At 31.9% G+C, this 22,937-nt stretch carries 21 protein-coding genes; 12 read left to right on the top strand and 9 right to left on the bottom strand.

Annotated elements, in window-relative coordinates:
• The first annotated feature begins 106 nt into the window (after positions 1-106).
• The 4 genes from thrS to rplT all read left to right on the top strand — a co-directional run bounded on the left by thrS (position 107) and on the right by rplT (position 3,333).
• Complete coding sequence (gene thrS, locus AAC053_RS08795) at positions 107-2,047, top strand: threonine--tRNA ligase (protein WP_339755427.1); 1,941 nt, start codon at positions 107-109, stop codon at positions 2,045-2,047.
• Between the two features lie 63 nt (positions 2,048-2,110).
• The gene (gene infC / locus AAC053_RS08790; RefSeq protein ID WP_339755425.1) at positions 2,111-2,626 is read left to right on the top strand and encodes a translation initiation factor IF-3; all 516 of its coding nucleotides are present in this window, start codon (positions 2,111-2,113) and stop codon (positions 2,624-2,626) included.
• Positions 2,627-2,690: 64 nt separating this feature from the next.
• On the top strand, positions 2,691-2,888 hold the full coding sequence (gene rpmI / locus AAC053_RS08785; RefSeq protein WP_033955892.1) for a 50S ribosomal protein L35: 198 nt from the start codon (positions 2,691-2,693) through the stop codon (positions 2,886-2,888).
• A gap of 100 nt (positions 2,889-2,988) precedes the next feature.
• Positions 2,989-3,333, top strand: a complete 345-nt coding sequence (rplT, locus tag AAC053_RS08780) for a 50S ribosomal protein L20 (RefSeq protein ID WP_339755423.1) — start codon at positions 2,989-2,991, stop codon at positions 3,331-3,333.
• A gap of 134 nt (positions 3,334-3,467) precedes the next feature.
• Here the strand turns inward: rplT and AAC053_RS08775 are convergent, their stop codons facing one another.
• A complete protein-coding gene (locus AAC053_RS08775) occupies positions 3,468-3,734 on the bottom strand; it encodes a hypothetical protein (protein WP_339755421.1) in 267 nt (88 codons plus the stop codon).
• 107 nt (positions 3,735-3,841) lie between these two features.
• Here AAC053_RS08775 and AAC053_RS08770 point away from each other — a divergent pair, with 107 nt between their 5' ends.
• From AAC053_RS08770 to AAC053_RS08750, 5 genes are all read left to right on the top strand, one after another.
• The gene (locus AAC053_RS08770) at positions 3,842-5,860 is read left to right on the top strand and encodes a hypothetical protein (protein ID WP_339755419.1); all 2,019 of its coding nucleotides are present in this window, start codon (positions 3,842-3,844) and stop codon (positions 5,858-5,860) included.
• The gene (locus AAC053_RS08765; RefSeq protein ID WP_339755417.1) at positions 5,857-6,552 is read left to right on the top strand and encodes a hypothetical protein; all 696 of its coding nucleotides are present in this window, start codon (positions 5,857-5,859) and stop codon (positions 6,550-6,552) included. Before AAC053_RS08770 ends, AAC053_RS08765 begins: the two co-directional genes overlap by 4 nt.
• A gap of 8 nt (positions 6,553-6,560) precedes the next feature.
• Complete coding sequence (locus AAC053_RS08760) at positions 6,561-8,813, top strand: caspase family protein (RefSeq protein WP_339755415.1); 2,253 nt, start codon at positions 6,561-6,563, stop codon at positions 8,811-8,813.
• Positions 8,814-8,954: 141 nt separating this feature from the next.
• Positions 8,955-9,854 carry a toll/interleukin-1 receptor domain-containing protein gene (locus AAC053_RS08755; RefSeq protein WP_339755413.1) on the top strand — a complete coding sequence of 300 codons (900 nt, stop codon included), beginning with the start codon at positions 8,955-8,957 and terminating at the stop codon, positions 9,852-9,854.
• 12 nt (positions 9,855-9,866) lie between these two features.
• Positions 9,867-10,604 (top strand): hypothetical protein, encoded by a 738-nt coding sequence (locus AAC053_RS08750; RefSeq protein ID WP_339755411.1) that lies wholly within the window; start codon positions 9,867-9,869, stop codon positions 10,602-10,604.
• Positions 10,605-10,610: 6 nt separating this feature from the next.
• On the opposite strand, the gene AAC053_RS08745 is transcribed toward AAC053_RS08750, so the two are convergent.
• The 8 genes from AAC053_RS08745 to tgt form a co-directional block, all read right to left on the bottom strand.
• A complete protein-coding gene (locus AAC053_RS08745; RefSeq protein WP_339755409.1) occupies positions 10,611-11,870 on the bottom strand; it encodes an asparagine synthetase B in 1,260 nt (419 codons plus the stop codon).
• A 91-nt stretch (positions 11,871-11,961) separates the two neighbouring features.
• A complete protein-coding gene (locus AAC053_RS08740) occupies positions 11,962-12,996 on the bottom strand; it encodes an AI-2E family transporter (RefSeq protein WP_339755407.1) in 1,035 nt (344 codons plus the stop codon).
• Between the two features lie 81 nt (positions 12,997-13,077).
• Entirely contained in the window at positions 13,078-14,610 is a 1,533-nt protein-coding gene (gene dnaB, locus AAC053_RS08735) for a replicative DNA helicase (RefSeq protein WP_339755406.1), read from the bottom strand.
• Between the two features lie 170 nt (positions 14,611-14,780).
• A complete protein-coding gene (locus AAC053_RS08730; protein ID WP_339755404.1) occupies positions 14,781-15,734 on the bottom strand; it encodes an acetyl-CoA carboxylase carboxyltransferase subunit alpha in 954 nt (317 codons plus the stop codon).
• Positions 15,735-15,873: 139 nt separating this feature from the next.
• On the bottom strand, positions 15,874-16,773 hold the full coding sequence (locus AAC053_RS08725; protein WP_339755402.1) for a DMT family transporter: 900 nt from the start codon (positions 16,771-16,773) through the stop codon (positions 15,874-15,876).
• Positions 16,774-16,821: 48 nt separating this feature from the next.
• Complete coding sequence (locus AAC053_RS08720) at positions 16,822-17,853, bottom strand: glycosyltransferase family 9 protein (RefSeq protein WP_339755400.1); 1,032 nt, start codon at positions 17,851-17,853, stop codon at positions 16,822-16,824.
• A 74-nt stretch (positions 17,854-17,927) separates the two neighbouring features.
• On the bottom strand, positions 17,928-19,004 hold the full coding sequence (locus AAC053_RS08715; protein ID WP_339755398.1) for an LptF/LptG family permease: 1,077 nt from the start codon (positions 19,002-19,004) through the stop codon (positions 17,928-17,930).
• A complete protein-coding gene (tgt, locus tag AAC053_RS08710) occupies positions 19,005-20,135 on the bottom strand; it encodes a tRNA guanosine(34) transglycosylase Tgt (protein ID WP_339755396.1) in 1,131 nt (376 codons plus the stop codon).
• A gap of 167 nt (positions 20,136-20,302) precedes the next feature.
• On the opposite strand from tgt, the gene AAC053_RS08705 reads away from it, so the two are divergent.
• From AAC053_RS08705 to AAC053_RS08695, 3 genes are read left to right on the top strand one after another with little or no spacing between them, the layout of a single operon-like run.
• On the top strand, positions 20,303-21,148 hold the full coding sequence (locus AAC053_RS08705; RefSeq protein WP_339755394.1) for a transketolase: 846 nt from the start codon (positions 20,303-20,305) through the stop codon (positions 21,146-21,148).
• Positions 21,149-21,191: 43 nt separating this feature from the next.
• Positions 21,192-22,145, top strand: coding sequence for a transketolase C-terminal domain-containing protein (locus AAC053_RS08700; RefSeq protein ID WP_339755392.1), 954 nt, complete (start codon positions 21,192-21,194; stop codon positions 22,143-22,145).
• A 54-nt stretch (positions 22,146-22,199) separates the two neighbouring features.
• A complete protein-coding gene (locus tag AAC053_RS08695) occupies positions 22,200-22,799 on the top strand; it encodes a porin family protein (protein WP_339755390.1) in 600 nt (199 codons plus the stop codon).
• Positions 22,800-22,937: the final 138 nt, after the last annotated feature.

The raw sequence follows: 22,937 nt of genomic DNA, 5'->3' as shown, positions 1-22,937 counted from the left end.
ACCCTTCTAAGCATAAGTGAATCGTTTTTAATATTTAATAGAAACTTCACTTTGTCTATAATATATATAGGTATATCTTTGTGGGCTAAAATTTATACTATATATAATGATTAAAATTACTCTACCTGATGGTTCGGTTAGATCTTTTGAGAAAGATGTGACTCCTTATGAAGTGGCTGTAGATATTAGCGAGGGATTTGCTCGTAATGTTATCTCAGCAAAATTCAATGACACAGTTGTTGAAACCACCACTCCATTGACCACAGATGGTAGTCTTACTTTATATACATTTAGAGATGATGCTGGTAAGAAAGCGTTTTGGCATTCTTCTGCTCACGTTTTAGCTCAAGCTTTAGAAGAACTATATCCAGGAGTAAAACTTTGGGTAGGTCCTGCTATTGATAATGGGTTTTATTATGATGTTGAATTAGGAGAAGGTACAATTTCTGAAAAAGACTTTAAGGAGATTGAAACTAAAATTATAGAGATTGCCCGTGGCAAACACGACTTTAAAATGCGTACTGTTTCTAAAGCAGAAGCCATATCCTATTATAAAGGTAAAAACGACTATAAAGTTGATTTAATTGAAAAACTTGAAGATGGTACGATTAGTTTCTGCGACCACTCTTCTTTTACAGATTTATGTCGTGGTGGTCATATTCCAAATACAGGTATTATAAAAGCTGTAAAAATATTGAGCGTAGCTGGTGCTTATTATAAAGGTGATGAAAACAATAAACAACTGACTAGAGTTTATGGTGTTTCATTTCCTAAACAAAAAGAGCTTACCGAATATTTACATCTTTTAGAAGAAGCAAAAAAACGTGATCATAGAAAACTGGGAAAAGAACTTGAGCTTTTTACTTTTTCTCAAAAAGTTGGGCAAGGATTACCATTGTGGTTACCAAAAGGAGCTGCTTTACGTGAGCGTTTGGAAAACTTTTTAAAAGCCGCCCAAAAAAAGGCAGGCTATGAAATGGTAGTGACACCACATATTGGAAGTAAAGAATTATATGTTACTTCTGGTCATTATGCTAAATATGGAGAAGATAGTTTTCAACCAATAACCACACCATCTGAAGGAGAAGAGTTTTTATTAAAACCAATGAATTGTCCTCATCATTGCGAGATATACAATAGCAAACCTTTTTCTTATAAAGAATTACCAAAACGTTATGCAGAATTTGGAACAGTTTATCGATATGAGCAGAGTGGTGAATTGCATGGTTTAACTCGTGTTAGGGGTTTCACTCAAGATGATGCACACATTTTCTGTACTCCTGATCAATTAGATAAAGAATTTAAAGATGTCATTGATTTAGTATTATATGTTTTTGGTTCACTAGGTTTTGAAAACTTTACTGCTCAAGTATCTTTAAGGGATCCTGAAAAACCAGAAAAATATATTGGAAGCGATGAAAACTGGAAAAAAGCTGAGGATGCCATTCTAAATGCTGCTATAGATAAAGGTCTAAATTATGTTGTAGAAACTGGAGAAGCTGCTTTTTATGGCCCTAAGTTAGACTTTATGGTGAAAGATGCTTTAGGACGTCAATGGCAATTAGGTACAATTCAAGTAGATTACAACCTGCCTGAGCGTTTTGATTTAACCTATAAAGGGAGTGATAATGAGATGCACAGACCTGTTATGATTCATCGTGCACCTTTTGGAAGTATGGAGCGTTTTGTTGCTATATTACTAGAACATACCGGTGGAAACTTCCCGCTTTGGTTAATGCCAGAACAAGCAATTGTACTATCTATAAGTGAGAAATTTGAAAAATACACCGAAAAAGTTTTAAATTTGCTAGAAAATGACGAAATTCGCGCCCTCGCAGACAACAGGAATGAAACTGTAGGTAAGAAAATTCGTGAAGCTGAAATACAGAAATTTCCGTTTATGATTATCGTTGGTGAGCAAGAAGAAAAAGACAATACAATAACTGTGCGCGAACATGGTGGTAAAGACCTTGGCACAATAACTGTAGAAGACTTTGTAGATATTGTAAAAGAAAGAGTAAATAAAAGTTTAAAAACTTTTAAATAAATAACGTTTAATTTAAATACATAAGTCATAGCAATACGTAGAAGAAAGAGTTATAATAGACGTGTGGTCCAAGAGGATCAGCATAAAATTAATTCTAAGATTAGAGCTGAAGAAGTTCGACTTGTTGGAGATAATGTGGAGATAGGTGTATATCCTACTAAACAAGCTCTCGGCATAGCAGATGAACAAGGGTTAGATCTTGTAGAGATTTCGCCAAATGCGACACCTCCTGTTTGTAAAGTAATGGATTATAAAAAATTCCTTTACGAACAAAAGAAAAGAGATAAAGCCTTAAAATCTAAAGCAACTAAAGTGGTTGTTAAAGAGATTCGATTTGGTCCGCAAACCGATGATCATGATTATGAGTTTAAGAAAAAACATGCTGAGAAGTTTTTAAAAGATGGTGCAAAGCTAAAAGCTTTTGTATTCTTTAAAGGACGTTCAATTGTCTTTAAAGAACAAGGACAAATCTTATTATTAAGATTAGCCCAAGATCTTGAAGAATATGGCAAAGTTGAACAAATGCCAAAATTGGAAGGTAAACGTATGATTATGTTTATCTCTCCAAAGAAAAAATAAAAAAGATGCTGAAAAAAATTTAGCATATAAAGATAAGCGAAACGTAAATTAAATCTAGGAGAAAATGCCTAAAATGAAAACAAAATCGAGTGCTAAGAAACGTTTCAAACTAACTGGCACTGGTAAGATTAAAAGAAAGCATGCTTTTAAGAGTCATATATTGACAAAAAAATCTAAAAAGCGTAAGCTTAAGTTAACTCATGATGGTTTAGTACATAAATCAGATGAGAACAATATTAAAACAATGTTACGTTTAAAGTAATACTGTTTTAATCGGTGAAACAATTTATAAACCCTGGAGTTAGGCAAAATTATTTAGCAAGTACCTATTAGGTCGCCAACTACAAAAAAACAATTAAAAAATGCCAAGATCAGTAAATTCAGTAGCGAAGAGAGCCAGAAGAAAAAAGGTTCTTAAGCAAGCAAAAGGTTACTTTGGAAGACGTAAAAACGTTTGGACAGTAGCAAAGAATGCGGTTGACAAAGCGATGCAATATTCGTACAGAGACCGTAGAGTAAAAAAGAGAACATTTCGTGCGTTGTGGATTATGCGTATTAATGCAGGTGCAAGACTACATGGAATGAGCTATTCAAAATTTATGGGTAAATTAAAAGCTAATAAAATTGAATTGAATCGCAAAGTTCTTGCAGATTTAGCGATGAATCATCCAGATGCTTTTGAAGCTATAATAAACAAAGTTAAGTAAGGCTTTTAGCCAAATTAATAACAACATTTCGCTTAAAAAAATCCGATTCGCAAGAGTCGGATTTTTTGGATATAATATGTGAAATTCGCGAAATTGTATCAGGGCTTACTTTTGTGTTTTACAACAATTCAATTTTACTTTGGCTTAATCGAGCCACCTTCTTTTGGTATAATTGAGCCACCTTCTTTTGGTATAATCGAGCCACCTTCCTTCGGTATAATCGAGCCACCTTCTTTTGGTATAATCGAGCCACCTTCTTTTGGTATAATTGAGCCACCTTCTTTTGGTATAATCGAGCCACCTTCCTTCGGTATAATCGAGCCACCTTCTTTTGGTATAATCGAACTACCTTCTTTTGGTATAATCGAACTACCTTCTTTACTGTGTACTTGTTTAGTCATAATACAGTCTTTTTAGAATTAATTATCTACTATATTAATAAAAATATGTAAATTTAACAAGCTATTACCCCGTTATATAAAAAACCTAGGAACTTAATTGATTGAAAATGAACCTAAAAGGGTTTTTAAAAGAGTGCCATAAAAAGGAAGTATTTAAAATGCTTTCAATATATGTTGTGTCTAGTTGGGTACTTCTTCAAGTTTTGGCTCTGATTGTAGAACCAATCGGAATTCCAAAAAAAAGTATTACATATCTTATTGTAATTTTATTAATAGGCTTTCCAATTTACATATATTATATATGGAAATATAAATTACTTAAATATGAAATCCAGCAAACTGAAGACCCAAATACACCTTACAACAAAAGTTCATTTCAAAAAATGTATTTTTCGACCTTATTTGTTGTTGGACTAATTTCAGGAATTTCGATAACCTTAATTATTAAAAACAGTTTTGAAAGTAATTTTTCTTTAGAAGAAATTGAAAGTAGCAATAAAATTGCAGTTCTAGAATTTGAAAATACCACGACCAATGATAATTTAAATAATGTTGGCAGAATAGCTTCTAATTGGATTATCCATGGTATTACTGAAAATCAACTTGGTCAAGTTATTTCACCTAAATTAATAAATGATTACACAAGTATATTAAAAACTAACGTTGGTGGCACAGACCTTAATAATTTACTGAAAAACTATTTTAAACCCGATAAAGTAATAGAAGGTGTCTATTATGAAGAAAATAATAAGCTTTTCCTCCAAGGCTCTATAAAGGATGGCTTAATTGATAAGACATTGATTTCGTTTGAAACAATAATTTGTGATCCAAATTCTCCTTTAGATTGTGCTGAAAAATTGAAGCAAGAGATACTAGGCTATTTATCTACAGTAGATAAACAAGATAATTTAGGCTACATAAAAAATGAAGATAATCAATTGGTTTCCTCTTATATTGAAGAAGAACCGCCAAATTATGAAGCTTATCAATATCTTTTAAATGCGCTAGGTAATAAAGGTAATAAGAAATTATATTTAGAATTATTAAATAAATCCATTGAAACAGATCAAAATTTCTTTGAGCCTAAAATTCATAAGATTGCTTTTTATTATAACAGGGAACAGTATAAAATTGCAGATTCATTAAGACTTTTAATTAATGTTAAATCGAAATTAAGTGAAAGACAAGAAAATATTATGTTGTTTTATGAGTCTATACTAAGAGGTAAAAATGACAAAGCATACAGAACCCATAAAGAAGAATATAAAAAGGCCTATAAAGACATTGGAACAAATATGTCTCAAATGACAATGGCTTTACAAAAGGTTAATCTCCCAGAAGAAATTGAAGCTATATATAACGAAATACCAATGGATGATATGATATTAGAAAATTGTTCTAATTGTGGTTATAGGTATTATTTGAAAAGTCTTGCCGATGTCGAATTAAGAAATTATACAGAAGTTATAGAAACGCTAACACCAATTACAAATACAATTGAAGATAATTACTTAAAACGACCATTAATCAGTGCATTTGTAAAATCAGGTAAATATGTAGAACTCCAAGAATATCTATCTGATTATGCATTAAATAGTTCTTCACAAGATATAGATTATTTAAGAGGTTTTGCCGGAGTTCAATTAATAAATTCTAATCAAAGTGAAAGAGCAAATCAATATTTCGATAAAATAATTTCAAGAAAAACACCAGCCTTAAATACCTCTGATTTAGCTCAAATTTATTATTTTAAAAAAGATTATATAAATGCTCAAAAACAGTATAAATCATTGTATGACAGTAACAAAAACGACATAGACATTATTGTTCGTTTAGCGATAAGTTACTTTAAGAACGGGAGTTCTGAAAAAGCAAAAACATATATTGAAAAATTAAATAATCTAAACACGGATTATCGGTTTGGTGCAGTTGATTATGGTTGGGCACAATATTATGCTACTCTAGGAGAAAAAGACGTAGCTCTAAAATCTCTCTTAAAAGCAGTTGCACAAGGTTATAATTACACTCCATTAACATTTCAAAACGATCCACATTTTAAAACAATTAAAGAAAGCCCTGAATTCATAAACCGAATTATGAACTACTGGAAAAATAAAACACAATGATAAAATTTCTACAAGTAGCAGATTCTTTGCAAAAAATAGAAGAAATAGTAAAAAAAGCTGATGCAATAATAAAACAAGCTGAAGAAATAGCAAAAGAACCAACACAAATGGAAAACATTGTTGGCCTCTTGGATATTATAATATGGCCAATAACCTTAATTGCAAGTCTCTTTTTGTTTAAAAAACAGATTGCAAGTATTATCGATAGGTTTAAATCAGCAAAGGTTAGTGCGCAAGGTGTAGAAGTGTTAATCGAAGATAAGCTTCAGGATGCAACGAAATTAATAGGTATAGGAAGCACCGCAATTTTGTCAAAAAGTGAAGGAAATATCATTCCTAAAGAAGGAGGAAATATCATTCCAAAAAGTGGAGAAACGATTATTCCCAAAAGCGGAGAAGAAATAGTCCCAAAAAGGAGCTATGCTGAATCACCTTATCAAGAGCTAATTGAATTACAGGATGCTATTAATCAGAAACTAAAAGATATTGCAACGCAAAATGGAATTAGTTCTACTGGCTACTCAAACTTTGCATTAACTAGTGATTTGGAAGACCACAACATAATAGAAAGTCATACCTCAAAAAAGCTAAAGACACTAATAGAACTGAATACTATAGGGCTAAATTCATCGAAAGCAACTCATAATCAAGTTAGTCAAATGAAAAAATTATTTAATAATATATCCTTTTAAACTTAATTATGAGAACACTTAATAACGCTTATGCATTGATTATTGGAGTGGATAATCAACAAAAAACAGATATTTTCATAAAAGATGCAAAAGCTATTTATGATGTGCTCTCCAATGAAGCATTATGTGGATATAAGAAAGAGAATATTACACTTATTTTAGATAAAGAGGCCACAACAACAAACATTATTGATGCCTTAGATAATTATATCAAAAAAATAGATGCAAATTCCTCATTTCTGCTTTTTTATTCAGGTCATGGAGGTTATCATAAAGACCGTTCCTATTTATTACCTTATGGAGCTTCAAACGAAAATTTAATTTTCGGTAAAGATTTAAGAGAAAAGCTTAGTCAAATGAAATCGAAAAGAATGTTTGTCCTTTTTGATTGCTGTCATGCAGGTTCTTTTTTCGATGGTAAAAAAGATGAGACAATTTCACTAGCTGTTTCAGATAATACACAAGAAACGATTGCTAAAAGCGCTTCAACATTAGAAGGAATAGCCCAAGAAATTGATGACGAAAAAGGTATGGTTATTATGGCTTCCTCCCAAGGACATGAGCATTCTTGGGCAACTGGGAATTGCAGTATTTTCACCGCAAGCCTTATAGAGGCTTTTAAAGCAGAACATTTAAAGCAAAAGCATTTTTTAGTTGATGAATATGTTAGAACAGTTGAAACTGCCAATTACGTCTTTGAGAGAACTCCAAAGAAATTCTTAGAACTAAAAGCAATAGATACAAACAAAATAATGACGGACAAAATGCAAATGCCTTATGCGAATTTGCAGATGAGTACTGATTTTGCAATTTGTTATATCCCAGAAGAATTCAAAAACAAAGTATCTACCAAAAAATTTCCTGCTTCAGTTGAAGAAACAGTTAAAATTGTTTCAAAAAGTGATAGTACAGAATCTTGGGAAAGGTCTGAAGGTAACAATCTATTGCTTTTTCTTCATGGCTTTTCAGGTGAATCCAAAGATACCTTTGGAAATATTCCAAAATTGCTACAATCCGATTCTAATTTTGATGGTTGGGCAATGAAACCTTTAGGCTATTCACCTATTGTACAACCCAAATTAGGAAAAGATATTTGGGGAGCTATTCTCGATGTAGATAAAATAGCTGGTTACTTAAAAACATCTATAAAATTCAAATTAAAAAACTACGATCGTATAGCAATCGTAGCGCATAGTTTAGGAGGACTCGTTGCTCAAAAAGTTATTTTAGGCTTAGACAAAGAAAACAGGAATAGAATAACTCACCTTATTATGTTCGGAACTCCCAGTAATGGAATTTCTCCAGAAATTTTAACGAAACAATGGAACAAAAAATATAGCGAAATGAGTAGTGAAGGTGATTACATAAAATCTTTACGCAGAGAATGGAAAGAAACATTTAATGATAAATATCCTTTTAAACTAAAAGTAGCAGCCTCATCTAATGATGAATATGTATCAAAAGATTCTTGTCATATTCCATTCGCTGAAGAGCATTGTGAGGTTGTAGATGGGAAACACTTATCCATGGTAAAACCAGAAGATGAAAAAGATGATGCTTATTTATTAATTTTAAACACACTAACAGGAAGTAAATTCTTTAATCAATATACCAATAAAGAAGAAATTAATTTAACACTCGGAAAATATGACTCTGTTGTAAAAGAACTACTACCTAAAAAAGATGATCTTGATAAAAGAGGTTTAACTCAATTAATTTTTGCGTTGGAAGGGCTTGAACGCAAAGATGAAGTTTATAAAATTTTAAATAACCATCCCATTGCACAAAATAATACTGATTTAATGGGGATCTTAGGAGGGAGACATAAGCGTGATTATCTCAAAGCATCTACAGGAAAATCTAGTGAACTGGCACATGAATATTATGGCAAGGCTCTCAAAATTTCTGTTGAAAATGAAGATTACAGTCAAGTTTATTATCATTCCATAAACCTAGCATTTTTAAGCATTGTTACTGACCCAGAAGGAGGAGAATCTAAAATGCTGAAATACGCAAAACAAGCATTAGAAGCTACAGAACATTGTAGAGATAATATTTGGAAATATGCAACTGTTGCTGAAGCAAATATGTACCTAGAAAATTTAGAAATTTCTAAAGAGTATTATATAAAAGCGTCAGAAGGTATTAGTATCAGAGAAAAATTATCTATGCATACTAATGCTTATGCTGGTTATGTGGCATTAACTAATAAGGAGAATAATGAATTTACACAATTTTTAAAAGCAAGACTTTTAAGCTAAGCAGTAATTTTATTTAGCATAACATCTAATTTTAAAAGCAATAACATTGATTACGAAATAGTTATAAAATTTAACATATTGTAAAAATAATTAGTATATTAACATTCCCTTTAATATTCCTACAAACTAAATCCCTCACAAATGACAGAAAACAATATTTTTGTTAGTTACTCCAGTCGTGATGTTGAATTTGCAAAAGCTCTAGCAGAAGAGTTGGAGCGGCTCGGATCGACAGTATGGATAGACCAACATGGAATAGATTTAGGTACAAACTGGGACAGTTCAATCGATGATGCATTAGATACAGCAACAACCTTGCTTTTATTAATATCAAAACCAGCTGCATCATCAGAAAATGTTCAAGATGAAGTACATATTGCTAAAGAATATAAAAAGAAAATAATTCCTATTTTAATTGAACAATGTGTTCTCCCAATGAGATGGAAACGGATGCAATATGCTGATTTTATTGCGGCACCCAGCAAAGCAATGGAGCGCGTTTTAAAGGCATTGGATATTGATTTGGCTGAAGTACCAAAATTTGTGAATTTAAAAACCAAATTAGTAACCAATAAAGCAGAAGAAGAAACAATCCTTGATGACGTTAAAGAATCAGAAGCAAAAGCAAAGGAGAACAAGCTTATAGATTATATGATATCTGAGGAAGAAATTGAAAAAGCAGTTTCGTTTCATAAAAAGTCAATGATAAAAGAATGGCAAACTGCAGGTATCGTTACCTTATTAGTAATCGCCTTATTTTTTATTATGAAAACTGTTCTTGGGTTAACCTTTAGTATTAATACAGAGAACATAATTCAAGATCGCAATAGTTTACTTCTTTTGATAGTTTTAGCTGGATCGAGCATCTGTTTATTTCTTGCATATAAGCCTTATGCTAAAGCGAGAAGACGTAATAGAAATCTTGCTCTATTAGATCTTTTTAAAGTAAAAAGACAACGTCTAATTAGGATTATAAATAAAATGTCTGATAAAGAAATTGAAGAAATCAATCAAGAATTTTACGCATTAATAGCCATCTAAACCTTTTATAAAATGAAACGCATTGACGAAAAAATACAAGAAATAGAAAAAAAAGATAAACAAAATAGAGGTCTTTATATTAGTTTTGTGGTAGTTATACTTGCCTTTATGGCTGCTGTTTTATATTATCAATCAGCATTAGCAAAAAAAGATTTACAAATTTCTAAGGGAGATATTCTTAATTCTAAACTTTATAAAGATCTAGATTCGGTTTATAAAGAAGAAGCAAAAACTTTAGTCAAATTAAAAAACAGCTTACGTCCTCAAGAATATTGGGACGCTGTTAAAGAAGAAAACACAGTAGAAGCCTATATAAATTTTATTACAAATAATTGGGGAATTGACAAATCTGAATATATTGACAAAGCTGTTAAAAAATTGGAAAACAACGATGGTGCTGTCGGATTTGACGGATGGCTTTTTGTAGGCTCAAAAAATAATGCAGGAAATTATAAAAGTGGAAATAGTAGCGGAAGAAAAACAGTTGAAATCATTTATAGATTAGATAAAGAAACAAAAACTAATATGATAGATTCTTTACCTGAATTAAAAGATTCTGAACCAAAAATCGGTGATGTTGTAAAGTTAGTTGGAACACGAAATTATACGACCTATAGTAGGAAAAACAAAGTAGGAAACGTTAATTATCAAAATGAACAAGGGTTTAGAAATAGAACAAAGGCAGTTGTAGTAGATCGCAATCCAGATCCTAATAATTCAAACTTTTATGTAGAAATTTTATACTACTAACTAATATTAAGTCTTCTGCTTCTTCTTTTTAGCCGCGGGAAATAAAACGTTATTTAAAATAAGTCTATAACCAGGAGAAGTTGGATGAAGATCTAGTTCTGTTTTTGGGTCACCTACACGATGCGTATAATCTTCGGGATCATGACCTCCATAAAAAGTAAAGAAGCCTTTTCCTTTTATTCCATGAATATATTTGGCCTCACCATTGGTTCTATTTTCTCCCATAACCAAAACATTTGACTTAATTTGATCTCTTGTAAATGACGTAGTTTGTCCCATAAAACCTTTTACTAATGCCGTATGGTTTTGAGTTAACATTGTTGGTATTGGATCCCATTTTGCAGAATACTCCATTAAAGAAAAATAATCTGTGGTATAAGGTATCTGACGCTTTTGAGTCATATCTATAGAAGAAAATTCATAAATATTTGGGCTGCGTTCTAAGATGTAATCCTTAAAAGCGAAAGTATTAGTATAGTCTATTTTATTCTGATATCCTGGATCACTTCCATCACCATCAAACATAGGTTCGCAAATATCTACATTTTCCGCAGAAAGCGCAATGTCAAAACTATCTGTAGCAGAACACATTGCAAACATAAAACCACCTCCAACAACATAATCTCGAATTTTTAGCGCTACATCTAATTTAGCATCAGACACTTTACTATAACCTAGTCGCTGTGCTAATTCTTCTGCATTCTTCTTTTCTTCTATATACCAAGCCGCAGAACGATAGGTCTTATAAAACTTACCATATTGACCTGTAAAATCTTCGTGATGTAAATGTAACCAGTCATATAATAATAGTTCGTCTTTTAAGACTTCTTCATCATATATAGTCTCATAAGGAATTTCAGCGTAAGTTAATACCATTGTTACAGCATCATCCCAAGGTTGTTTGCCATAAGGAGTATATACTGCTATTTTTGGTGCTTTTTCTAAAACTATAGCTTCCTGGTTTACTGCTGGACTACTAATACCTTGGAGTATCTTTGCAGCTTTAGAATCAGATATCACTTCAAAGGACACTCCTCTTATTTGACATTCGCGCTGTATAATATCTGCATCTGGCAGTAAAAAAGAACCTCCTCTATAATTTAATAACCATTTCACTTTAAGCTCTCGCTCTAAAGTCCAATATGTAACTCCATAAGCCTTAAGATGATTCTCCTGTGATTCTGCATCCATTGGTATGAGAATATAGGACGCATAAGCGTTTGTGCTTAAGAACAAGGAGAAAATTATAACAAGAAGATTTTTCAAGCTCGCAGATTTAGAACGAAATATAATCAATTTTTATTCTGCCTCATTCAAAATTATAATTCTTTTAAGACTAAAAATTTAAAGTTTAATACTATTGTAAAGTTGTTTCATTACCCGAAAGTAAATTGGCAATAACTTTAGTGCTAGGAAATTGTTCTAAAATAATTTTAATAAAAACAGTAATCGGAATTGCCATAATTAAACCCGGAATTCCCCATAAAAAACCCCAAAACATAAGCATAACTAAAACCGCAATGATATTTATAGAAAAAGATTTTCCCATAAAAACTGGTTCTAAAATAGCACCAAATACCACTTGTACTAAAGTAATAGACATTACAAAAAAGAAAAGTGTACCTGTTGGGTCTAATTCCACAAACGCAAAAATTGAAAGTAAAATTACAGATATAAAAGAGCCTACCATTTGTACAAAATTGATGGCAAACGCAAATAATCCCCAAAAAATTGGAAAGCTGACATCAAAGAAAACACACATTAACCCTGTGAACAATCCTGTTAGGGCACTTACCAAAAACTTCACTTTTATAAATTTAATAAGATCTTTTTCGATCTTCATAAAAGCTTTTATCGATGTGTGCTTCCGCTTTAGCAACGTACTATTAAGAAGTTTATGGACATTAATGGATTCTGCCAACCAAAGAACCACAAAGAAAGCAGTCATTAATAGAGTGGTTAAAAATGTTCTTAAGAAACCAATAGTGGTTCCAAGGTTTTCCTTTTGAAAAAACTGTGATAAGAAATTTTTATCCTGTTCAAGTTCTATACCAAAACTATCGGACAGATAACTTTTAAGATCTACTAATTTCACTTCAGCTTTTGAGAAAAATCCTGTATTACTAGCTAAAATCTGTTTACTTGACAATTGAATTAATTCTACACCAATTTTTAAACCACCAGCGACTAAAAGAAGTACTAAAACTATACTTACAAATTTTGGTACTTTTCTACGACCTAACCATCTCATTATTGGTAAAAACAACAATGCAATAAACATTGAAAATATTAATGGAATAAATATGAATGAAAGTATTTTAAGTAAATAAAATACTAAAGGTATAACTATGATTAACAACAATATATTTGTCGTTCTTCTTTGGTCTAACATGAGGTAATATTCTTTTAAATAGCAGAATGTAAAGATAACTCAAAAAACTGTTTCAACTCAATTCAACTCTATAAAAGGCTGTTAAAAAGGAACTCCATCATCTTCTGGTCCATCAAAAGCATCTGAAGGTGAAGGGAAATTGTCTGGCTTAAAGGTATCATCATTCGCAGCTGCATTCATTTTAGAATGGAACTCACCAAAAGGTGTATCAAAATCATCCAAGTTATCAAACTTACCTAAGTGACCAATAAATTTCAACCTTATACTTTCTAAACCACCATTTCTGTGTTTAGCCACAATAAATTCACCTTGACCTTCTGTTGGTGAACGTTCTTCATCATCCCATTCGTCAATTTTATAATATTCTGGTCTGTAAATAAATGATACAATATCTGCATCTTGCTCAATTGCACCAGATTCACGTAAATCGGATAATAATGGTCGTTTACTTCCACCACGAGTTTCTACTGCACGCGACAATTGTGATAATGCTATTACAGGAATACTCAATTCTTTAGCCAAGGCTTTAAGATTACGAGAAATTGTTGATATTTCTTGTTCTCTATTACCTCCTTTTTGGCTTCCGCCTGCAGTCATTAATTGCAAATAGTCAATCATTATCATCTTAATGCCATACTGAGACGCTAAACGTCTAGCCTTTGCTCTTAAATCGAAAATAGAAAGTGAAGGTGTGTCATCAATAAATAAAGGTGCTTTTTCTAAAGTTTTCACTTTAACATTGAGTTGTTCCCATTCATGTTTTTCTAACTTCCCTGTCCTTAATTTTTCTGAAGACAACCCTGTTTCACTAGAAATTAAACGTGTAATAAGTTGTACAGAAGACATCTCTAAAGAGAAAAAAGCAACAGGTATATTACTATTTACTGCAACATTACGAGCCATAGTTAGTGTAAAAGCTGTTTTACCCATACCAGGACGTGCAGCTACTATAACTAAATCGGATGGTTGCCAGCCAGAAGTAAGCCTATCTAGCTTATCGAAACCTGAAGGGATCCCACTCATTCCCTCTTTGTTAGAAATTTCTTCAATTTTTTTCTTCGCTTGTATTACCAAACTTTGAGCTGACTCTGTTGACTTTTTAACGTTACCTTGAGTAACTTCATACAACTTGGCTTCTGCATGATCTAAAAGATCAAAAACATCTTTAGTTTCATCGTAAGCTTCTTCAATTATCTCATTAGAAATTTTAATTAAACTACGCTGAATATATTTTTGTAGAATAATACGTGCATGAAACTCAATATGTGCAGAAGAAGATACTCGTTGTGTCAATGAAATGAGGTAAAAATCTCCTCCAACCAAATCTAATTTCTCATCTTTTTTAAGTTGACTAGAAACGGTTAATAAGTCGACAGGCTCACTGTTTTCAAACAATTTAAAAATAGCTTCAAAAATATGTTTATGTCCATCTCTATAAAAAGCTTCAGGGCTTAAAATATCAATAACCTCATCTACACCTTTTTTATCAATCATCATTGCTCCAAGAACAACCTCCTCTAAATCAATTGCTTGAGGTGGTATTTTTCCCTTTTCTAAGCTAATGATTGTGCTTTTATCAACTTTATATCCTTGTATTGGGTTGGGTTGTTTCATAAGTAACAAAAGTAGCAAAATACTATCGACGAACTGCATTTTGAGCATTTTACAATCTCAACACTTCGTTAACAATCTAACTGTTAATAACTCTAATATATTGTTAATAGCGTAAAAAAAAAACTGGAGTCTTTACTACAGTTTTTTTTAGTTGCCTATGCTTAGTGGATTTAGTCTTTATAGACTCCCATTTCATCGTATTTATCCATACGTTGTTTCACTAAATCTATTGGTGATAAGTTTTTAAGCTCTTCATAAGATTTAATGATAGCTTCTCTAACAGCTAAAAATGTTTTTTCTCTATCGGTATGCGCTCCGCCTATTGGTTCTTTTATAATCTGATCCACTAACTTCATACGTTTCATGTCTTTAGCTGTAAGTTTAAGAGCCTCAGCTGCTTGTTCCTTGTATTCCCAACTTCTCCATAAAATTGAAGAACAAGATTCTGGTGAAATTACTGAATACCAAGTATTTTCTAGCATCATTACACGATCACCTACACCAATACCTAAGGCACCACCTGAAGCACCTTCACCAATAATAATCGTAATAATAGGCACTTTTAAGCGAGACATTTCTAATATGTTTCTTGCAATTGCCTCACCTTGCCCACGTTCTTCTGCTTCTAAGCCAGGATATGCGCCTGGTGTATCAATTAAAGTTACAACAGGGACACCAAATTTCTCAGCAGATTTCATTAAACGCAAGGCTTTACGATAACCTTCAGGATTAGACATTCCAAAATTACGATACTGTCTTGTTTTGGTATTAAAGCCTTTTTGCTGACCAATAAACATATAGGATTGATCACCAATTTTACCTAAGCCACCAATCATAGCTTTATCATCTTTTACATTTCTATCTCCATGCAATTCTAAAAAAGATTCACCACAAAGTGATTTAATATGGTCTAACGTATATGGTCTGTTAGGATGGCGAGATAACTGAACACGTTGCCAAGCCGAAAGATTTTTATATATCTCTTTTTTAGTTTCTGCTAATTTCTTCTCTATCTGTTTACAGGTTTCTGTTACATCAACATCACTTTCTTTTCCTATAATCTGACACTTATTTAGCTGATCTTCTAGCTCTTTTATTGGTATTTCAAACTCTAAATATTCCATACAATTTGAAGTTAATTTTTTGTTTAGTTAGTTACTGCAAACCTACGTATTCTAATTTAATTTTTATAACTATTCCTATAAAAGTAGGTTCTATTAGACCGATTACAAAAATAGACTTTAGCAAAAAAAACTTTAATTGTTATGCTGATTGTTTTGTTTTTCTTCTTTTATAGTTTTTAAATATGGCATCAAATAAAACAGTTAACAAAATGAGAATAGCACCTATATAAAATTGTGATGACATTTTTTCTGTTTCAGGAAATAAAACTAACGCCAAAGCAATGCCATAAATCGGTTCTAAATTATAGCTTAAAATTACAGTAAAAGGACTAATATAACGCATAACTTTAACTGCAACAATGAAAGCATAAGCTGTACAGACTGAAGCTAAGACAAAAATATAAACCCAATCAGAATTTGACATAGTAAAGAACTCTGCATTGAATTTTTTTTCTGTAGCAAGAATGAATATAGTGAGAAAAACAACACCGCTTATAAATTCATAAAAAGAAATAACTGTAGCACTATAGCGTTCAATAAAACGACCATTTATAACTGCAAATAACGTTGAAAATAAAGCAGACGATAATCCTAATATTATACCATTAATATAACCCATTTCACTGCTAGTGATTAGGAATACTCCAAGTATTACAATAAGCCCGAACATAATTTCATAAGCAAGTAGGCGACGTTTAAAAAAAATAGGTTCGATAAAAGAGGCAAAAAATGCACCTGAAGAAAACATAGCTAACGCTATAGATATATTTGCTTGATTAATAGCTTCAAAAAAAGTAATCCAATGTAGTGCGATAATGATACCAGCAGCTGAAAATTGCAAAAAAGCTTTAGTGGTAATTTTTATATTAAGCTTTATTATTTTAATGTAAATGAACATAAGCACACCTGCGATTGCCATTCTATACCAAACCAATTCTAATGAACCTATGGTAATGAGTTCTCCAAGAATTGCCGTGAAGCCAGCAATAAAAACCAATAAATGTAATTGTAAATAATGCTTTAGTTTAGCGTTTGGCATTGTAGCTTTTATATTGATTTGTCTGTTTTTTTTTAGTCTGCTTAAAGCTTAACGTATTAATCTCTTAATTTTTTCCATAATTTCATTTATTGGTGTTGAATTTGTATTTATTGATTGATTTTTATCGCCATATGGACCATACAAATTGGGATTTGTAACGTTAAAAAAGCCAACTGTAGTTGTATTAGTAGAAACAGATAAATGCATCATACCACTATCAGCACCTAAAAAAATAACAGAATTTTCAATTATCGAGGCAATTTCTCTGAGGTCTTTGCTATATAAATGAGTGCTTAGAAAATTGATTTGTGAAACGTTTTCAACAGGTAATATTTCCAAAATATTAAAATCATTAAAATTAGATTTAAGTTTTTCATAGAGTTCATACCACCATTCTTTAGAATGACATTTATTACCTGTAGCATAAGTAAAAATACAAATAGTATCCTTGTCATTTTTAAATAGACCTTTAAGAAGTTGATTACCTGTTTTTATTTCTTCATTAGTTAAACTTATTGACAATTTCGTGTAATTGTAGTCTATTAGGTCTTTGGCAGAACCAAAAAATGTTTTAAAATTGTAAATTGGATATTTCGCTATATGTACTGGCTTGTTTTGGTGATTAGTCCCTGAGTTATATATCTTAAATTTTGCTCTTGACAATTTAACGAATATTTTACTTGAATTTGAGTCTGCAGTACCAGAAATTGCAATATCGTATTTATTTGACATCAGATTAATTGTCTTAGATAAATAAGTCAAAATATTATTAAATGGCTTTTTTGGAAGATTAATAATTTTTTCAACATAATGGAATTCAGAAAATAGTATAGATGAAAGGTTTCCATTAACCACTAAATGAATTTCACTATTTGGAAACTGTTTTTTTACCTCCTGAACTAATGGAGTTATTAACAGTTGATTTCCTAGCCTATGATTAGGTCTAGAAATTAAGACTTTAATATGTGAATCTTTAGTTAGTCTTTTTATTTGTTCTTTATTTTTTGAGTTTTGAAAAGAATTTGTAAGGAAATTAAATATTCTCCTTTTCAGTGGGTTTAATATTTTAATTGACATCATTTATTAGATTTTTTTTATTCAATTTTATCTTAACCTATAATCCCGTAGCATAAAGATATTATGAATACTTCAATTTAACGTTTAGCCTTTTTCAATAGATAAATCGCTAGAATACCAAATATTACATTAGGAAACCATACAGCAACTACGGCTGAGAAATTAGACTGTTCTGCCATAACACCAAAAACCTTATCAAAGAACACATAAACCATTGCAATAGCTATACCAACTGCAAGGTTAGCTCCCATTCCTCCTCTTCGTTTTACAGAAGAAACTGCTACAGCTATTATAGTAAGAATGTAAATTGAAACTGGTAAACTCCACTTTCTCAATTTCACTACTTCATAACGACCTATGTTTGTTGATCCTTTTCGCTTTTCAGATTCAATAAAGTCTAAAAGTTCACCGTAAGGTTTAGTTTCTGCAGCATACTCAACAGGTGTTAAATCTTCGAGCTCAAAAGGGAATCTCATGTTTTGGCGTTTTTCCTTTTCTACCGTCTCTATTCCATTTTCAAAACTACGTTTTAAATAAGAAGTTAGTCTATAGCTAGAATCTGCTTCAAAATATCTTATATTTTCTGCAAATATTTTATACTTAAGCTCATTGCCTTCAAAATGCTCATAAGTAAAATTAAAGCCCGTTTTACTCTTCGGAATAAAGTTACTTACATAGATATAGTCATTGTCATTTATCTGCTGGTAAACATCTCTTGTTTGCTGAATTTTTTTATTCTTTTTTAAGTATTTATATTTGAATTCATTAAACCCTTGACTCGCCATTGGAGCCAAATACATTCCTAAAAAAAGAGCAAAAGCCGCTACTATTGTCGCACCTATTAAATAAGGTCTCAAAAATCTAGAGAATGAAACACCTGAGCTTAAAAAAGCAACAATTTCTGTGTTATTTGCTAACTTAGAAGTAAACCAAATTACAGAAAGAAATAAGAATAATGGAAATAATAGGTTGGCAAAATACACAGTGAAATCTACATAATAAGCCGTCACTTCACCGAAAGGAGCTTTGCTCTCTATTATTCTACCAATTTTTTCTGCTAAATTTACTGTAATTCCGATAGGAATAAACAGTAATAGCATCATTAGAAAAGTAAACAAATACCGCTTTAATATGTACCAGTCTAGTATTTTCACTTACAGCCTATTATTCATTTGTTTTACCATTTTATTTTTCCATTCTCCAAAATCCCCAGCAATAATATGCTTTCTAGCTTCTCTTGTTAACCATAAATAGAAACCTAGATTATGTATGGTTGCGATTTGTTTTCCCAATAATTCATTAACTGTAAACAAATGTCTTAAATACGCTTTACTATATTCCGTATCTACAAAAGTAATTCCCATTTCATCTACAGGCGAAAAATCGTCTGCCCATTTCTTATTCTTAATATTTATAGAACCATAAGCAGTAAACAACATTCCATTTCTTGCATTACGAGTAGGCATTACACAATCAAACATATCTACACCTAACGCAATATTTTCTAATATATTGATTGGTGTCCCAACACCCATAAGATACCGCGGTTTGTCTTCTGGTAAGATACTACACACTACGTCTGTCATAGCATACATTTCTTCAGCTGGTTCACCAACAGAAAGTCCGCCAATGGCATTTCCTTCTGCGCCAGCATTAGCAATATATTCAGCAGATTGTTGTCTTAAATCTTTATATGTACTTCCTTGAACAATTGGGAAAAACGTTTGTTCATAGTCATATTTAAAAGGTGTCTTTTTTAAATGTTCTAGGCAACGCTCTAACCAACGATGCGTCATATGCATAGAACGTTTAGCATAATTATAGTCGCATGGATAAGGTGTGCATTCATCAAATGCCATAATAATATCGGCTCCGATACTTCTTTGCACTTCCATCACATTTTCCGGAGTAAAGACATGATAACTTCCATCTATATGCGACTTAAACTTTACTCCTTCTTCTTTAATTTTTCTATTTGCAGACAAAGAATATACTTGGTAACCGCCAGAATCTGTTAAAATATTGCGATCCCAATTCATAAATTTATGAATACCACCAGCTTGCTCTAAAATTGTTGTTTGTGGTCTTAAATATAAATGGTAGGTATTACCAAGAATAATATCTGGATTAATATCATTTTTTAACTCTCTCTGATGCACCCCTTTAACTGAACCTACAGTACCAACTGGCATAAAAATAGGCGTTTCAATAACACCATGATCTGTCGTAATAAGTCCAGCTCTGGCCTTGGTTTCTTTATCGTTTGCTAATCTCTGAAATTTCATTAAAAATAAGTCTGAGGGCAAATATAATTAACTCGATGTCAATCAATCTTAATTAAAAATAAAAATTGTTAGCAAATCTATAAAATCGTTAATAAGTGACCTCTATCTACCTTTGAAAGGCTTTAGTAAAAAGTTACTTTTGTCCAATCAAATTTAAGCAACACAATATGCCAAACATTAAAGAATTAGAAAGTTTAACAACTCAAGTTCGTAGAGATATTTTACGAATGGTACACAAGGTAAATTCTGGTCATCCAGGAGGTTCATTGGGCTGTGCCGAATTTTTTGTTTCATTATATAAAGAAATCATGAAGCGAAATGAAGGTTTCGATATGAATGGAAAAGGTGAAGATTTATTCTTTCTTTCGAACGGTCATATCTCACCAGCCTATTACAGTATTTTAGCTAGATCTGGATATTTCTCGGTTGATGAATTAAATACATTTAGATTAATAGATTCACGTTTACAAGGACATCCAACAACACACGAAGGCTTACCTGGCATCCGTATTGCATCTGGTTCGTTAGGTCAAGGTATGTCAGTAGCTATTGGTGCAGCACAAGCTAAAAAATTAAACAAAGACAATCACTTAGTATATAGTCTTCATGGTGATGGTGAATTACAAGAAGGTCAGAATTGGGAAGCTATTATGTATGCTTCTGCTAAAAAAGTAGACAATCTTATTTCTACAATAGATTTAAACGGACAACAAATTGATGGATCAACTGACGATGTATTACCAATGGGTAGTATAAAAGGAAAGTTTGAAGCTTTTGGATGGACTGTTTTAGAAATAGAAGAAGGAAATAATATCGAAGCTGTTCTAAAAGGTTTGGCAGAGGCTAAATCAATGACAGGCAAAGGAAAACCAATTTGTGTTTTACTAAAAACTGTAATGGGAAATGGAGTGGATTTTATGATGCACACGCATGCTTGGCATGGTAAAGCACCAAACGATGAGCAATTAGCTATTGGATTAGCACAGAATGCTGAAACCTTAGGAGATTACTAGTTAACATCTAATTAAACAGATACCCACTTTGGTGGGCATTATTATGAAAACATATACATACACAGAAAAAAAAGATACAAGAAGTGGTTTTGGTGCTGGTTTAGCAGAGTTAGGGCGTACTAATCCTAATGTTGTTGCCTTATGTGCAGACTTAATTGGGTCTTTAAAAATGGATCAATTCATTGAAGAAAATCCTGAACGTTTTTTCCAAATAGGAATTGCTGAAGCCAATATGATGGGTATAGCAGCGGGTTTAACTATTGGAGGTAAAATTCCATTTACAGGAACTTTTGCAAACTTCTCTACAGGTAGAGTTTATGATCAAATTCGTCAGTCTATTGCATATTCTGGTAAAAATGTGAAAATATGTGCTTCTCACGCAGGTTTAACATTAGGTGAAGATGGTGCAACACATCAAATCTTAGAAGACTTAGGTTTAATGAAAATGCTTCCAGGCATGGTAGTTATTAATCCTTGTGATTACAACCAAACGAAAGCAGCAACTATTGCAATCGCAGAGTATGTTGGACCAGTATATTTAAGATTTGGCCGTCCATCTGTTCCAATTTTCACTCCTGCTAATCAGAAATTTGAAATCGGTAAAGCTATTAAATTTACAGAAGGTACTGATGTTACTATTGTTGCCACAGGTCATTTAGTTTGGGAAGCTCTAGAAGCTTCAAAAGCACTTAATGAATTAGGCATTTCTGCTGAAGTCATAAATATTCATACGATTAAACCTTTAGACAAAAAAGCCATTTTAGATTCTGTTTCAAAAACAGGTTGTATTGTAACAGCAGAGGAACACAATCACTTAGGAGGTCTTGGAGAAAGTGTTGCTAGAGTGTTAGCACAGCATAATCCAACTCCTCAAGAGTTTGTTGCCACTAATGATACTTTTGGTGAATCTGGCACACCTGCGCAACTTATGAATAAGTATGGTTTAAATAGTGATGCCATCCAAAAAGCAGTAAAAACTGTACTGAAAAGAAAATAACTTCATTTTGGCAGCGTTTTTGATATTACATATCTAATCTTAAAAACGAACATTATGAAAAATTTGAAAAAGTCAGTAATTGCAGCTGCATTGATAGTCTTTGTTGGAGTCTCTATAAATGCTCAAAATGGAGGTGCCTTTGGTTTTAAAGGTGGGTTAAATTATAGTGCTAATGGAGATTATATTGAATCCATTGGTGATAATGCAAAAAACCCAGACCGAAACATAGGCTATCACATTGGTGTTTTCGGAAAAATAGGGAACAAACTTTACTTTAGACCAGAGTTAGTTTATTCGGCTACCAAGAGTGATTATGAAAGTATTGAGTTTTCGGTAAAAAAGATAGACGCGCCTCTTTTAGTAGGTCTGAAAGTTTTAGGGCCTGTTAGTGTTTTTGCTGGTCCATCGCTTCAATATATTCTTAATACAGAATTTGATGGCATCAATATTAATAATGTCGAAGATGATTTCTCTGTAGGATTAAATTTTGGTATTGGGCTCAACTTTAATAAAGTAGGTATTGACCTTAGATACGAAAGAGGTTTCAATGACAATGAAGCTACTTTTATTGATAATAACATTGGATCTGGTGTAGTAAGTAGAATTGACTCTAGACCAGATCAATTAATTTTAAGCTTGTCAATAGCTCTTTAAAGCTAGCTTTCGTTATAAAATAAAAAAACCGCTTAATCAGCAGTCATGGTCGGAAGATTTTTTCTTCCGACTTTTTTGTTTCATAGAGTTCAATAATTTAGTTTTAATTGTTTGATTATCAAAATTTTATGTTATTTT

The organism is uncultured Winogradskyella sp. (assembly GCF_963975125.1).
Classification (GTDB): domain Bacteria; phylum Bacteroidota; class Bacteroidia; order Flavobacteriales; family Flavobacteriaceae; genus Winogradskyella.
The sequence above is the reverse complement of the archived record's forward strand: the minus strand, read 5'-3'. Positions and strand labels throughout refer to the sequence as shown.